This is a genomic window from Symbioplanes lichenis (genome assembly GCF_030709675.1).
Lineage (GTDB): Bacteria > Actinomycetota > Actinomycetes > Mycobacteriales > Micromonosporaceae > Actinoplanes > Actinoplanes lichenis.
On sequence record NZ_JAUZQD010000015.1, the window covers coordinates 253,388 to 266,877 of the forward strand.

The following is a 13,490-nucleotide window of genomic DNA, read 5'->3' on the forward strand; positions in this document are numbered from 1 at the left end:
GGGCGGCCTGTCGTTCAGGGGGCCCGGTCGAAGAGGTCGAGCACTCCGGAGACGTCGAGGACGCGGTGGACGATGCCCGTGGCGTTCGAGATCGCCATCGGCACGCCCGCCTTCCGGCCGGCCATCAGCCCGTCGATCAGCGCGCCCACGGCCTCGCTGTCGATGAACTCGGTCTCCCCGAGGTCGATGACGATCCCGGGGGCGCCGCCGTCCTCCACGGCCTGCAACAGCTCGGACCGCACTTCGTCCCGGGCGTTGATGTCGAGATCGCCGGAGAGCCGGACATGGCCCGCGTGCCGCGCGATCTGATAGGTCGGCTCTGTCACGTACACCTTCTGACATGGGCGGATGAGCTAGGCCCGGGCCCGGACAACCCCCTCGGGCCTGGCGATCATAGATCAGCCCGCACGGGGAACTCCGCCCACACGTGCTTGGTGTCATCTTCGAGATACCAGCCCATGTCCAGCGAGAACCGCCGCGCCAGCTGCAGCCCGAGCCCGCCCCGCCCAAGCCCCCGATCCTCGTCCACCTGCGGCACCGCCTCGGGCGCGTGGTCGACGACATCGAGCACAAAAGTGTCCCCGGCCCGCCCCAGCCGCACAATCGTCGGCGGCAAGCCGTGCCGGAGCGCGTTCGTGGCCAGCTCCGTGGCCACGAGCACCACCTTCTCCGGAATCTCGTCCAGCACCGCCCCCTCGGGCAGCACCTTCCCGGTGAGCGCCTCGTGCAACGACGCCCGCAGGACCTTGAGCTGCGCTGAGCTGTCCAGCACCCACCGGCAGACCTCGGTCATGGCGGGCGGCGTCTGCGCAGCGAGGTACGTCATGGTCCCCTTATGCCCGCCACGCCGGTCGATCATGCGGCCCCCACCTTCAGTGGGGGAAGGCGGCCAACGGAGACGGATCGACGTACAGGCAACCACCAGCATCCCCCACCGCCCGCAGCCCGGCCAGATCCCCGGCCCCCCACTCGGCGGCCCGGCCGGTCAACCGCGAGTACATGACCTCAGCCGGATCGTCGACCAACGGATGAGCCAGCCCCACGGCATGCCCGAGCTCATGCAGAAGCAGCTTCCCGGTAGTAGCCCCGGCCGCCGCCCCGAACCCCCGAGCCAGGCCCGAAGCCCGCCCGGCGTCAATGACCACCATGCCCTTGTGAATGACCAGCGCCGGCTCCCCGGACTCGCTATGCCCCGGCAAGTACGTCGCCCCGCCCACCCCGGCCGCGTCAACGTCGGCCACGCTCCCACCAATAGCACTCCAAGCAACCACAAGCTGCGTATCACTCGGATAGCCGCCTGGGTCCCGTCCCGGAACAACATCGGTCTCACCCAGATACCGGAACGTCAGCCCACTGGCCCGGGCAACCCGCTCCACGGCCGCCTTGACCTCGACCAGCGACCCCTCCGGCGCCCGAGCCACGTTCACCCGATAGCCGATCGTCCCGCACGGATCCCACCGAGCCACCAGCTCATGCCCACTGCGCCGGCTCAGGAACGCGTACGCCTCCCCGTCCCCGGAAACCCCCACACTCCCGGATGGCGAACCCAGAGGAACACTGACGGCAGCAGCCATCAACCAACGCAAAGCACGCGCGAGCACAACGCTCCGATCACCGGGGACGAGTGCCCCTGAGAATCGGCCCGAACACCCCCACCCTGAGCACCCCGCCCACGAGAATCGCCCAGATCACCAGCACGCCCCAGCCGAGCGACAGCGACACCGCTCCTAGCCCCACGAAAGCGCAACAACCGAACCGCGCGCGTGAGCAACCCCGCCTGTGTAGCGACCCGACCGCCCCAAAACCAAAGGGCGGGCCGAGTCCGTGGGCTCCGCAGGCCGACCACCCTAGGTCAACTGGTGAGCAACCTCGTGCCGCCGGTGCCGTGGGCCGGGGTGGGCTTTGGAGGCCGAGTATCAACCGGCGAGCAGCTTCGTGCCGCCGGTGGCGTGGATCGGGGTGGGCTCCGAGGGGCGACCGCCCAAGGGTCAACCGGTGAGCAACCCCGTGCCCGTCGATGATCTGAGTCGGGGTGGGCTCAGCAGGCCGGCCGAAGAGTCAATCGGTGAGCGACCCGGTGCCGTCGGTGGTGTGGGTCGGGCGGGCTTCGCAGGCCGACCGCCCCAAGGGCAATCGGCCGGCCGAGTCCCGGGAAAGCAAAACGCCCACCGCGGTGACCGCAGGTGGGCGATGCTCAAAGCCCGGCGAGAGGCTTGGTGGCCAGGGGCGGGGTCGAACCGCCGACCTTCCGATTTTCAGTCGGACGCTCGTACCAACTGAGCTACCTGGCCGTTGTCGTCGATGGTGCTGACGACTGGGCGCTGGCGGTCCTGACGGGACTTGAACCCGCGACCTCCGCCTTGACAGGGCGGCGAGCACTCCAACTGCTCCACAGGACCTTGCTGGTGTTGCTGTCTTGCCGTGTTGCTCACTCATTCTTACATGAGCGCTTTCTTGCACTTGCACCGGCCTCGACCGGTCCGTACCCCCAACGGGATTCGAACCCGTGCTACCGCCTTGAAAGGGCGGCGTCCTAGGCCACTAGACGATGAGGGCAACTCCGCAATCATTGCACATCGGCAATTCGTGCGGTGTGGCCCCAACCGGCGGCCCCGCTTGAGGCTTGGAAAGCATACGTGATGCCGGGACCCCCAGCCAAATCGGTGTCCCCCTCCCGGCGACGGCCCGCTGACCAGCGCAAACAAGCGCCCTCCCCGCCCCGCGACCAAGAGGTGTGCCGAGCGCCACTCCACCGCGGCGCCCGCCGGCCCGTCCGCCCGCAGCGTCCACCGCCCCGCACATCGCCGCCCGACCCAGCCCTCACGCCCGCAGGCTGACGAGATCGCCGCGCGGTCCTGACCTCACATCGCCCCGAGCCCACGGCCTGGAGCCCCTGGAGCGCTCACTCGCGGGCCGACGAGACCGCCGCCCGACCTCAGCCCCACACGCGCGGACCGAAGCGATCGCCGCCCGAGCCCCACCCGAGCACCCGGCACGACGACATCGCGGCCCAAGACGAGGAGGGCACGAGAAGGTGCCTCATCTCCCCGCCTCCCGCGTTTGCTGAATCCCGGCCTGGGTACTGATCACCCGCGTCGATGCGACCTCAGCCCCGGAACGATCATCGCCGGACTCGCCGACCACGGCGACAGCGATCACCCGCACCGCCTCCAGCAGGCTTTCCGGCCGTATGATCCCGTCGGGCAGCCCCTCCGCCGGCCATCCCGGACCTGCCGCGACGCACATCCGCGGGCTGTGCGCGGCCGACAGCAACCGGTGCCACTGCTGCGGGTCTCCGGTCGAGGACAGCTGGCTCCACAGCACCACGATGTCCGGCCCCGTGCGGTTGACCGCGTCGACCAGCGCCTGGGGCGGCACGCGACCGCCCAGCAGCCGGCTGGGCACGCCCCGCTCGGCCAGTCCCGCCGCGAGCGCCTCGAGGGGCAGCGTGTGCTGGTCCTCGTCGGCCGCGGCGAGGAGCACCCGGACCACCTCGTTGCCCGAGGGCCGGGCGACCCTGCTGAAGACCTCGGTGACCGTACGCGAGATCAAGTGCTCGACCTCGATGTAGCGCAACGTCGCCTCGTAGCGCTCGCCCACGCCGATCAGGACCGGCATGATCACGTCGTTCCAGGCGGCCACGACGCCGCGCTCCGCCACGGTCATCTCGAGGGTCGTGCGCAGGGCGGCGGCGTCCAGCCGCATGGCAGCTCTCGCTACGCCGCGTGCGGTGGCCCCGGCGCGCCCGGTGCGGATCGTGTGCCCGCCGCCGTCACGGCCGGTGAGCGTCGCGAGGTCGGCGATGTCGAGCCAGGACGTGTCGATGGCATGCTGCAGGGACGGCGAGGTGGTCTCCGGCCGGAGCTCGTCGGGCGTGGCGTGCCAGGTGACGTCCATCGTCGGCGCGGCCGGCGGATCCGCGCCCCCGGCGTCCGACAGCGAGCCCGGCATCGGAGCACGCTTCGCCCACGCCGCCGCCTCGGCGGGCGCGACGCCCTGGGCCGTGAGCCGGCGCATCACTTCCAGCCGGTCGACATCGTCGCGGGTGTAGCGCCGATGTTGTCCGGGCACGTGATGGCTCGGCCCCAGCCCGTACCGCTGGTGCCATGTCCGCAGCGTGGTGACGGCGACGCCCAGCCTGCGCGCCACCGCCCCCGCTGTCAGGGCGTCATCGCCCACCGGACCGCTCCGCCGTGTCGTCGGGGTCGAGATGACGCTGGAGGCTGTCCGCCACTCCACGCAGCCACGGCGCGTAGGCCCGCGGCTCCCGGGTGATCTGCGGGACCAGGTCGTCCAGGTCCACCCAGCGCAGGTCCGCCACCTCGTCGGGATCGGGCACGGGCGCCAGGCCCGCGGGCACGTCGCCGAGCAGCACGTGGTCGTACTCGTACTCGACGCGGCCCGTCTGCGGGTCCTCCGCGTAGTACGAATAGACGCCGACCTCGGTCAGGGTCACGTCCGAGATGCCGACCTCCTCGGCGAGCCGGCGCACGGCGGCCACGGAGGGGGACTCGCCCGGCGCGGGATGACCGCAGCACGTGTTCGCCCAGCGCAACGGGAACCGGGTCTTCACCGCGGCGCGCTGCTGGAGCAGCACCCGTCCGTCCGGATCGCGGAGGAACACGGAGAAGGCCCGGTGCAGCAGACCCGGAGCAACATGGGCCGCGCCGACGGTCGTCTGCCCGACGGCGAGGCCGTCCGGGTCGACGAGCTCGACGAAGTCTCCCTCCCGCGTCGTCACGGGTTTCTCTCCCTCGGCACGGCTCGTTGTCACGCCACCCTCCCCACCAGACCGTCGGGCTCCGCAGAGGAGCCGGTCACGCGGCTCGCTGCCAGCTTTCCGGAGATCAGCACCATCGGTACGCCCACGCCCGGCTGTGTGCCCGACCCGGTGAAAACGACGTTGCCGAGGCCGGGGTGCAGGTTACTCGGGCGGAACGGTCCCGTCTGGGCGAAGGTGTGCGCTGCCGCGAACGGGGTGCCCGCGGCCATGCCCTGATCGGCCCAGTCGGCCGGGGTGATGATCCGTTCGACCTCGATCCCGTCGGAGAAGCCGACGTAGCCGCGCTCCTCCAGAGTGCGAACCAGCTCGTCCGCGTAGCGCCGGGCGAGCCCGCCGCGCCAGTCGAGCGGTGCGATGTCGAGGTTGGGGGTGGGCGCGAGCACGTAATAGGTCTGCCGGCCCGCCGGGGCCAGGCCGGGATCCGAGAAGGTCGGGTTGGTGACCAGCAGGGACGGGTCGCTCATGAGCTTGCCCTGCCGGATGACCTCGTCGAAGGTGCCCTTCCAGGCCTTACCGAAGTGGATGTTGTGGTGGGCGATCTTCGAGTAGGTCCGGTCGGATCCGATGTGGAGCACGACACACGACGGCGAGTACGTCAGCTTGCGCTCGCGCTTGGTGCCGGGCAGCAGGTCGCGGTAGGCGACGGGCAGATCCGGGTTGAGCACCACGACATCCGCCGCGATGCGCTCGCCGGTGTCCGTGAGCACCGCAGTGGCCCGCCCGGCCGAGGTCTCGATCCCTGTGACGGTCGTCCCGTAGCGGAACTGCACGCCGTGCTTCTCCGCCGCGCCGGCCAGCCCCCGGGGCACGGCGTGCATGCCGCCCTTGGGGAAGTAGACGCCCGCCACCGAGTCGAGATAGGCGATCACGGCGTAGATCGCGAGCGCGTCGTGCGGCGCCAGACCCGCGTACATCGCCTGGAAGGAGAAGATCCGGCGCGTACGCGGATCCTTGAAGTACTGGTCGATCTTCGGCTGGAGCCGGCGGAAGCCGCCGAGGCTCAGCAGTTTCACCAGCTTGAGGTTGAGGAGGTCGATCGGGGTGTCGAGGTTGCGGCCGATGAAGTCCTCGCGCTCGAGCTGCCACAGCTGCCGCGCGAAGTCGACGAAGCGCAGATAGCCGTCGGCCTCCCGGGGGCCGCACACGCGGGAGATCTCGGCGGCCATGCGCACCGTGTCGGTGAGCACGTCGAGCGTCGAGCCGTCCGGGTAGTAGGCCCGGTAGGCCGGGTCGACCGGGCTCAGCTCGACCCAGTCGGCGAGCCGCTCGCCGACCGCGGCCAGGGGCTCCTCGATCAGCTCCGGCATGGTCAGCACGGTCGGGCCGGTGTCGAACTCGTAGCCGCCGACCGTGAGCCGGCCCGCCCGGCCACCCGGGACGGCCTCGCGCTCGACGACGGTCACCTGCCGCCCGGCCGCTGCCAGATGCAGGGCACAGGCGAGCCCGCCCAGCCCGGCGCCGACCACCACCACGTGATCGGTCGGTCCCGTCACTTTCCGCACGTCACCAGCTCCAAAGAAGTTGTCGCAACGCCGGTGCGGGGGACGCGCCGGCAGGGGAGAAGCAAGTGGGAAGGGGGTGCTCAGTCATCATGCCGGTCGATGCGTCGCGGTGACAGCGAGATGGGTCAGGGCGACGAGCGCGTCCTCGTGCAGCGGTGCCTTCTCCAGGGCGGCGATGCCTTCCGCGACGCGCGCCTCGATCAGCGCCTCGATCCGGGCCACCGCGCCGGTCTCGATGATGATGTCGGCCTGCCGGGCGACGGCCGTGTCGTCGGGCTGACGCTCGCGTAACCGGGACAACCCGGCCGGACGGGGGCCGCCGGAGCCGTCGGCGGGGTTGACGGCTCCGGCGGGGTCGAAGGCCAGCTCGGCCCGCTGGGCGGGGGTCGCGAGCTGGCGGGCCAGCATGAGCAGGGCGGTGGGCTTGCCGGAGCGCAGGTCGTCGCCGGCGGGCTTGCCCGTGACGGCGGGGTCTCCGTAGACGCCGAGCAGGTCGTCGCGGAGCTGGAACGCCTCGCCGACGGCCAGGCCGTATCGGCTGTAGGCGTCGTCGATCGCGGCGGCGTCGGCCCGGGTGTGCCCGGCGAGCGCGAGCCCGAACTGCAGCGGGCGCTGCACCGTGTAGGCGGCTGTCTTGTGCCGGGCCACGAGCAGGGCCCGGTCGAGAGACCACTCGTCGGGCTGCGCCTCGCCGAGCACGTCGAGATATTGGCCGGCCACGGTCTCGACGCGCATGTGGTCGTAGCGCGCCCGCACCGCGAACAAGGTCGTCGTGGTCAGGGCGCTCTGCGCGATGAGCTGATCGGCCCAGACGAGACAGAGGTCACCGACCAGGATCGCCGAGGTGGATCCGAAGCGGCCGGCGTCGCCGAGGCGGCCGGCACTGTCGTGCTGCTCGGCGAAGAGGCGGTGCGCCGTCGGACGGCCGCGCCGGGTGGCCGAGTCGTCCATCACGTCGTCGTGGACGAGGGCGAACGTGTGCATGAGCTCGAGAGCGGCCAGCGCGGGCAGGACCGGGCCGATCGGCTCGCGGTCGCCGACGACGCCGCGCCAGCCCCAGTGGGCGAAGACCGGCCTGAGTCGTTTGCCGCCGGCCAGAACCAGGTCACGGGTGGTGCGGGCAAAGCTGCCCAGCTCGGGATCCATGGCGTCGAGCGCCGCGATCTGGCTGGTGAGGAAGTCGGCCAGCGTTCCCTCGACCGCGCTCACCAACCCGTCGGCGGGAGTCGGTGGGTGAGGGAGGTCGCATCGGGGGCGTCCCTCGAGGATGTCGTTGGCCATGCCGCGAGATTACCGTAGGCTGCGTGTTGCGTCGATTCGTGCGTCGATTCTTTTTCTGATCTTGGAGGGGGCCAGCGTGGAGACGGACCTTGCCGCTGCCTATGAGCGCAGCCGACTGCTGCACCGCAGTCACGGTCGCACGTATTACCTGGCCACACGTCTCTTACCCCGATGGAAGAGACGCCATGTGCACGCGCTCTACGGTTTCACCAGATACGCCGACGAGATCGTCGACCGGGCGGGTGATCTTCCTCCCACCGAGCGTGCGGCCCAGCTCAACGCGTGGTCGGCCCAGTTCGTCGCGGGGCTGCGCGGGCAGCGGTCCGACGACCCTCTGCTGCCCGCGGTGCTGCACACGATCGCGGTCTTCGACCTGAGCGTGGACGATTTCGACGCGTTCCTGCGCAGCATGGCGATGGACCTCACCGTGACGTCCTACGCGACCTATGACGACCTGCTCGACTACATGGAGGGGTCGGCGGCCGTGATCGGCACGATGATGCTGCCGATCCTCGGGTCCCGCGACCCCGCGGCGGCGCGCGAGCCGGCCCGGCAGCTCGGCCTCGCCTTCCAGCTGACCAATTTCATCCGCGACGTCGCCGAGGACCTCGACCGCGGCCGCGTCTATCTGCCCGAGGCGCACCTCGCCGAGTTCGGCGTGACCCGCGCCGACCTCGAGCAGGCGCGCGCCGCCGGCCGGTCGACCCCGGCGATCAAGGCGCTGGTCAAGGCCGAGATCGCCCGGGCCGACGAGCACTACGCCCGGGCCGCGCCCGGCATCCCCATGCTTCAGCCCAGCTCCCAGGCCTGCATGCGGACGGCCTTCCACCTGTACGCGGGGATCCTCGACGAAGTCGTCGCAGCCGACTACGACGTGTTCGTCCGCCGGGCCACCGTGCCCAATCAACGGCGGGCCAAGGTCGCCGCCCGGTCCTTGCTGACCAAACCCGGCACGCCGGTGTCCGCCCTGGTGCGAGGCTGCTGACATGCGCACGGCCGTCGTTCTGCTCACACGTGACCTGCGGGTTCACGACAATCCCGCGCTGGCGGCGGCCTGTGCCAACGCCGAGCGGGTCGTGCCCCTCTTCGTCCTCGATCCGCGGCTGGGCGAGCTCTCGCCCAACCGCAACCGCTTCCTCCACCAGAGCCTGGCCGACCTCCGCACCAGCCTGCGTGCCCTCGGCGGCGACCTGGTGCTGCGCCAGGGCGACCCCGTCGCCGAGACGATCAAGCTCGCCCGCGAGGTGTCCGCCGAGGGCATCGCCGTGGCCGAGGACGTCAGCACCTATGCGCGACGGCGTGAGCAGCGGCTGCGGGAGGAGTGCGAGCGTCACCGGATCTCGCTGCGGCTCTTCACCAGCGTCACGGTCGTGGCCCCCGGCGAGCTACGTCCGGCCGGTGGCAGCTCCTACAAAGTGTTCTCGCCCTACTACCGAACATGGGAGATGGCGAAGTGGCGGGACGAGGTCGCCCCGCCCGAGCGGATCACACTGCCGGAGGGCATCACGGCCGGGCGGATGCCGGCGATTCCGTCCGGGGAGTCGACGGCGGCACTCGACGGCGGAGAGACCGAAGGGCGGCGCCGGCTCGACACGTGGCTGCGCCACCTGGGGCCGTACGACGAATTGCACAACGACATGCCCGCCGACGGCACTTCGCGGCTGAGTGCGTACCTCCGCTTCGGTTGTCTTTCTCCGCTGGCCGTGGCGAACGCGGCGCGGGCGCAGGACGGCGAGGGACCCGCGGCGTTCGTGCGCCAGCTGAGCTGGCGAGACTTCTACTACCAGGTGACGAACGTGTTCCCGAAGATCTCGACGCAGCCCATCCGGGCGGCCGGGGACACCAGCTGGCGCGGCGACGAGGATGCCCTGCAGCACTGGAAGGACGGCCTCACCGGGGTGCCGGTGGTGGACGCCGGGATGCGGCAGATGCTGGCCGAGGGCTGGATGCACAACCGGGCGCGGCTCATCACGGCGAGCTTCCTCACCAAGCATCTCGGCCTCGACTGGCGCGACGGCGTGAAGTGGTTCTTCCGATGGCTCAACGACGGTGATGTCGCCAACAATTCGGGCAACTGGCAGTGGGTCGCGGGCACGGGCAACGACACCAAGCCCTACCGGCGGTTCAATCCGATCCGTCAGGCCGAGCGTTTCGACCCCGACGGCGAGTACGTTCGTCAGTACGTACCGGAGTTGAGGTCGATTCCGGGCAAGGCCGTGCACCAACCCTGGCGCCTGCCGGATACGGTGCGGTCAGGCCTGGACTACCCGGGGCCGCTGGAGTCGCATCGCGACGAAGCGGTCTGGTTGAGGCCATGAGATTTCCGCCCGGTTCGCCGGGCGGGAAGCGGGTCCTGCCGGCTTGTTGCGTTCGTCCGTTGATGGCCGGCAGGACCCGCGACATCCTGCCCAAGACGCCGCGGGCGAAAACATCATTCCGCCAGCGCCCGCCAGCTGCCGTAACGATGGACGGCGATGCCCGCGAAGGCCGCCGTCCGGCGCGTCGCCGCGTCCACTTCGGCCAGCTCCTCCTGCAGGCGGGTCGCGCCCTCCTCGGCAAAGGTGCACTGCGGGCAGTCCGCCAGCCGGTCCGTCTCCGCGCCGAGCCGCACCCGCTTGCCGACCGTGCGGCCCCGGGCCAGCCAGTCCTGACTGACGGCAACGATCGAATTCGGACCGGTGCCGCTGTCGCGATAGCTCATGACCGTCACGGCGTTCACCCGCCGGAGCACCTCGTCGGCGAAGTTGCGCCCCTTGATCCGATGCTCGCCGTACCAGAACGGCACGTCGGCCTCGATCGGCAGCGTGGTGCCGGCCCGCACCTTGTCCAGCAGCGCCAGGTAGGACGCCGCAGTGCCTTCGAGGTTCTCGGCCCACCCGAGGGTGAGATAGGGCTCGACGTCCAGGTGGATCCCGGTGAAGATGCCGGTCGTCAGCACGGCGTCCAGCCACTCCAGCGCCGCGGCGTGATCGGTCACCCAGGCGGGGTCGCCGCCCAGGGCGCGCAGCTTGACGCCCGCCGCGTCCGCGCGTTCCTTCATGTCCTGCAGCCGGGCCAGGTCACCGTTGGTCAGCACCGCGGGCGAGACGTGCACGAAGATCTCCGACACCGACTGCCGGTCGGCCCAGTCCACGACCTCGACGGCCGGCTGGTCACCCCACAGCCACATGGCCCGGGTGCCGGCCGGCGCGGCGGTGAGACCGGCGCTGCCCGCGGACGATGCCACGGGCAGCGCCAGGGAAGCGCCCACGAGGATGGCGGACACCAGCCCGGCCCGCCATCGCCCCCTCATGAGCGCCCCCTCCTCGGTGTTTCCTCTTCCGCGGGGGTTCAGAATCGGTCACGCGGGCGGCGGCATGAGAAGTCGGCGCTAGCGGGAAAACACCGCCGTGATCGTCGTCCCGGTCGCGCCGGTGACGATGCGCAGCTCGGACATGTTCCGGGCGATCCACAGACCGCGGCCGCCGGGCAGCGACGGGGGCGGCAGGGAGTGTCCGACATCCGGGTCCGTCAGCCCCGGCCCCTGATCGGTGACCTCGCAGTGGATCTCGCCGTCCCCGGCAACCCAGAGCCTGATGCGCCCCGAGCCGCCGCCGTGCCGGACGGCGTTGCTGCACAATTCGTGGGCGATCAGCACGACCGTCTCGGCGGCGTCCGCACCGGCGATTCCGGTCACATAGGTCGCCACGGCGGCGCGCAGTCCGTGGAGGTCGCTGTCGTCGAAGGCCCGCTCGAAGGCCGTCGGGCACGTGCCGGCCCGGGGAAGGCCCGGCGCGGAGCCGGTCACTCAGCGCTCACCCTGGCGTACCAGCATCTTCAGGGCCGGCACATCGGCGGCGCCGGCCACGGTCAGCGTGCGCTCGACGTGCTGCCCGCAGATCACGATCATCTTCCGCTGGGCGGGGAGGCCGGCCGCCGTACGCAGAATCACCGCCGCCGCTCCGGCGTCGATGAACCCCAGGCTGCTGAGATTCAGGTGCACGTCCATGTCCAGGCGTACGGCCTCGGCGAGCGCTTCGCTCAACGCCTGCGCGCGGGTGTAATCCAGCTCGCCCGCCACCCGTACGCCCGGGGGAACGTGCTGACGGCAGATCCGCAGGACCGGGTCCTCGTGGTAGACCGTCGCCGCCACCCGGCGCGAGTGCACCCGGGCCGCGTAGCCGAGCGTCACCGGGTCGAAGCTTTCCCGGTCGTACTCGCAGACGGCCGTGACCAGGCCGTCCTCGAAGAGCCGGCCGACCTCGTTCTCGAAGACCAGCAGCTGCTCGGCATTGACCTGCGGACGCGCCGCCCAGCACATGTCGGCGGTGAAGCGCAGGCCGGCATGACCCTGCCCGAGCGCGTGCCGCAGCTCAACCGCCAGCAGTTCGACCATCGTCGCCGCGTCCGGCCCGCCGCCCCCGCCCCACAACCGATCGCTGGGCACGATCGAGAGCTCGGCGCCGGCATCAACCCCCCGCTGTACGAACTCCGCGCGCAGCTCGTCCACGCCGACCGCATCGGTGAAACACAGCACCCGCTCCCCGCGCCGCAGCCCGGCCGCGACAAACGCAGCCAGGATGTCGAGCCGCTCCTCCCCGTCGGAGAAGGTCAGGCACGCGTGGTCACCCGGTGCGAGCCGGTCCACCGAGGTCGTGGCGGCCATCTGTCTCCCTCTGTCGGTCAAGGCACGGGTCAGTACCCCTGGTTCGACGCTTCCAAGCGGGGTACCCCCTCACCATGGTGCGCCAGACGATTGCCCGGCTCGAGAAGTCCTCCGCCCTCGACTCCGTCAGTGACCGCCTGCAGGGGGCCGTGGAGAGTGCCGCGAAGCCGCAAGGGCTGCGCGATCTCCTGCACGGCACCTGGCTCGGCCACCCTCTGCACCCCGTGCTGGTCCAGGTGCCCGTCGGCGCCTTCTCCAGCGCCGCGGTGCTCGACGTCCTGCCCGGTCAGCGCCGCGCCGCGACCATGCTCATCGCCGTCGGCGTCGCCAGCACCGGACCGGCAATCGCCGCCGGCCTGGTCGACTGGGCCTCGCTCGCCAAGGACCAGCGGCGGGTCGGACTCGTGCACGCTGCCGCCAACACGGTGGCACTCGGCCTCTACGCCGGGTCACTCGCCGCGCGCTGGACCGGGCGGTGGGGGCTCGGCCGCTTCCTTGCGTACGCGGGCCTGTCCGTCGCGGGTGCCGGCGCGTACCTCGGTGGTCACCTGTCGTACAAGCAGGGCGCGGGTGTGAACGTCGCCTCGGGTGAACTCGTCAGCATGCCCGACGGCTGGACCGAGCTCGGCTCTGTGGCCGCACTGCCCGAGGGGCGGCCGGTCGTGCGCGAGGTCGAGGGCGTGCGTGTTCTTCTCTACCGCCAGGGCGAAGAAGTGACCGCCATGGTCGAGCAGTGCGGACACCAGGGCGGACCGCTCGGCGACGGCAAGGTCGAAGGCTCCGGAGCCGACGCCTGTGTCGTGTGCCCGTGGCACGGCAGCACGTTCCGGCTCGTCGACGGGACGGTCAAGCACGGTCCCGCGGCGGGCGACCAGCCCTTGCTGAGGACCCGGGTGGAGGCCGGCAAGGTGGCCGTGTCGCCGCGCTGATGGGTGTTTTGGCTGGTGGTGAGCGATGTGCTGCGGGACACGGCACCCCGATTTGGCACCCGGGAAACAGCCGGGTAATGTTTTGCGAGCCGACAGGGAAACGGACGCGGACAACGCGGACGGCCTGAGGCCACCGGCGGGGATACGGACGCAGCGCGGCCGTCCTGCCAAATCCTTCGACTTACGGGAACGTAGCGATGCTGCCCTGCGCGGCGCGCCCCGAGCCCGTGACGAAGGGTGCGCTTGGTGCGAATGGCACGAACCGGGAGATACCGGTTGACAGGGCCAGGAAGACCGAGTAAAGTTGAGCGAGTGCCCCGGGGGGCTGGGACGGAAACGTTCCACCTGAT

At 70.9% G+C, this 13,490-nt stretch carries 13 protein-coding genes and 3 tRNA genes; 3 read left to right on the plus strand and 13 right to left on the minus strand.

Translation table 11 applies throughout. From position 1 onward, the window contains the following. Positions 1-14: 14 nt before the first annotated feature. The 10 genes from RAN62_RS32390 to RAN62_RS32435 form a co-directional block, all read right to left on the minus strand. On the minus strand, positions 15-326 hold the full coding sequence (locus RAN62_RS32390) for an STAS domain-containing protein (protein ID WP_305788624.1): 312 nt from the start codon (positions 324-326) through the stop codon (positions 15-17). A 65-nt stretch (positions 327-391) separates the two neighbouring features. Further along, the gene (locus RAN62_RS32395; protein ID WP_305788625.1) at positions 392-826 is read right to left on the minus strand and encodes an ATP-binding protein; all 435 of its coding nucleotides are present in this window, start codon (positions 824-826) and stop codon (positions 392-394) included. Positions 827-872: 46 nt separating this feature from the next. Next, positions 873-1,241, minus strand: coding sequence for a M66 family metalloprotease (locus RAN62_RS32400; RefSeq protein WP_305788626.1), 369 nt, complete (start codon positions 1,239-1,241; stop codon positions 873-875). 973 nt (positions 1,242-2,214) lie between these two features. Beyond that, a tRNA-Phe gene (locus tag RAN62_RS32405) sits at positions 2,215-2,291 on the minus strand. 31 nt (positions 2,292-2,322) lie between these two features. Then, positions 2,323-2,399: transfer RNA gene (locus tag RAN62_RS32410), tRNA-Asp, on the minus strand. Between the two features lie 84 nt (positions 2,400-2,483). Next, positions 2,484-2,556 (minus strand) — tRNA-Glu (locus tag RAN62_RS32415). A gap of 483 nt (positions 2,557-3,039) precedes the next feature. Next, complete coding sequence (locus RAN62_RS32420) at positions 3,040-4,179, minus strand: MerR family transcriptional regulator (protein ID WP_305788627.1); 1,140 nt, start codon at positions 4,177-4,179, stop codon at positions 3,040-3,042. Further along, the gene (gene idi / locus RAN62_RS32425) at positions 4,169-4,741 is read right to left on the minus strand and encodes an isopentenyl-diphosphate Delta-isomerase (protein WP_305788628.1); all 573 of its coding nucleotides are present in this window, start codon (positions 4,739-4,741) and stop codon (positions 4,169-4,171) included. The genes RAN62_RS32420 and idi overlap by 11 nt, the downstream gene beginning before the upstream one ends. Before the next feature lie 29 nt (positions 4,742-4,770). Next, positions 4,771-6,285: a phytoene desaturase family protein gene (gene crtI / locus RAN62_RS32430; protein WP_305788629.1), complete on the minus strand. Its 1,515-nt coding sequence runs from the start codon at positions 6,283-6,285 to the stop codon at positions 4,771-4,773. Positions 6,286-6,372: 87 nt separating this feature from the next. After that, positions 6,373-7,566, minus strand: a complete 1,194-nt coding sequence (locus RAN62_RS32435; RefSeq protein ID WP_305788630.1) for a polyprenyl synthetase family protein — start codon at positions 7,564-7,566, stop codon at positions 6,373-6,375. 76 nt (positions 7,567-7,642) lie between these two features. On the opposite strand from RAN62_RS32435, the gene RAN62_RS32440 reads away from it, so the two are divergent. Together RAN62_RS32440 and RAN62_RS32445 are read left to right on the plus strand one after the other, a co-directional pair. Beyond that, complete coding sequence (locus tag RAN62_RS32440; protein ID WP_305788631.1) at positions 7,643-8,551, plus strand: phytoene/squalene synthase family protein; 909 nt, start codon at positions 7,643-7,645, stop codon at positions 8,549-8,551. A 1-nt stretch (position 8,552) separates the two neighbouring features. After that, complete coding sequence (locus RAN62_RS32445) at positions 8,553-9,884, plus strand: cryptochrome/photolyase family protein (RefSeq protein ID WP_305788632.1); 1,332 nt, start codon at positions 8,553-8,555, stop codon at positions 9,882-9,884. Positions 9,885-9,997: 113 nt separating this feature from the next. Here RAN62_RS32445 and RAN62_RS32450 read toward each other — a convergent pair whose 3' ends face one another. The 3 genes from RAN62_RS32450 to RAN62_RS32460 all read right to left on the minus strand — a co-directional run bounded on the left by RAN62_RS32450 (position 9,998) and on the right by RAN62_RS32460 (position 12,211). Continuing rightward, positions 9,998-10,858, minus strand: a complete 861-nt coding sequence (locus tag RAN62_RS32450; protein ID WP_305788633.1) for a hypothetical protein — start codon at positions 10,856-10,858, stop codon at positions 9,998-10,000. A gap of 78 nt (positions 10,859-10,936) precedes the next feature. Further along, positions 10,937-11,353, minus strand: coding sequence for an ATP-binding protein (locus RAN62_RS32455; protein WP_305788634.1), 417 nt, complete (start codon positions 11,351-11,353; stop codon positions 10,937-10,939). Beyond that, complete coding sequence (locus RAN62_RS32460) at positions 11,354-12,211, minus strand: MEDS domain-containing protein (protein ID WP_305788635.1); 858 nt, start codon at positions 12,209-12,211, stop codon at positions 11,354-11,356. A gap of 74 nt (positions 12,212-12,285) precedes the next feature. Here RAN62_RS32460 and RAN62_RS32465 point away from each other — a divergent pair, with 74 nt between their 5' ends. Continuing rightward, positions 12,286-13,140, plus strand: coding sequence for a Rieske (2Fe-2S) protein (locus tag RAN62_RS32465; RefSeq protein WP_305788636.1), 855 nt, complete (start codon positions 12,286-12,288; stop codon positions 13,138-13,140). Positions 13,141-13,490 lie beyond the last annotated feature (350 nt).

Excerpts from the sequence above, each read along its gene's own strand:
- RAN62_RS32395 (WP_305788625.1), bottom strand. The coding sequence starts at position 826 with ATGACGTACCTCGCTGCGCAGACGCCGCCCGCCATGACCGAGGTCTGC.
- RAN62_RS32435 (WP_305788630.1), bottom strand. The coding sequence starts at position 7,566 with ATGGCCAACGACATCCTCGAGGGACGCCCCCGATGCGACCTCCCTCAC.
- RAN62_RS32445 (WP_305788632.1), top strand. The coding sequence starts at position 8,553 with ATGCGCACGGCCGTCGTTCTGCTCACACGTGACCTGCGGGTTCACGAC.
- RAN62_RS32450 (WP_305788633.1), bottom strand. The coding sequence starts at position 10,858 with ATGAGGGGGCGATGGCGGGCCGGGCTGGTGTCCGCCATCCTCGTGGGC.
- RAN62_RS32460 (WP_305788635.1), bottom strand. The coding sequence starts at position 12,211 with ATGGCCGCCACGACCTCGGTGGACCGGCTCGCACCGGGTGACCACGCG.
- RAN62_RS32465 (WP_305788636.1), top strand. The coding sequence starts at position 12,286 with ATGGTGCGCCAGACGATTGCCCGGCTCGAGAAGTCCTCCGCCCTCGAC.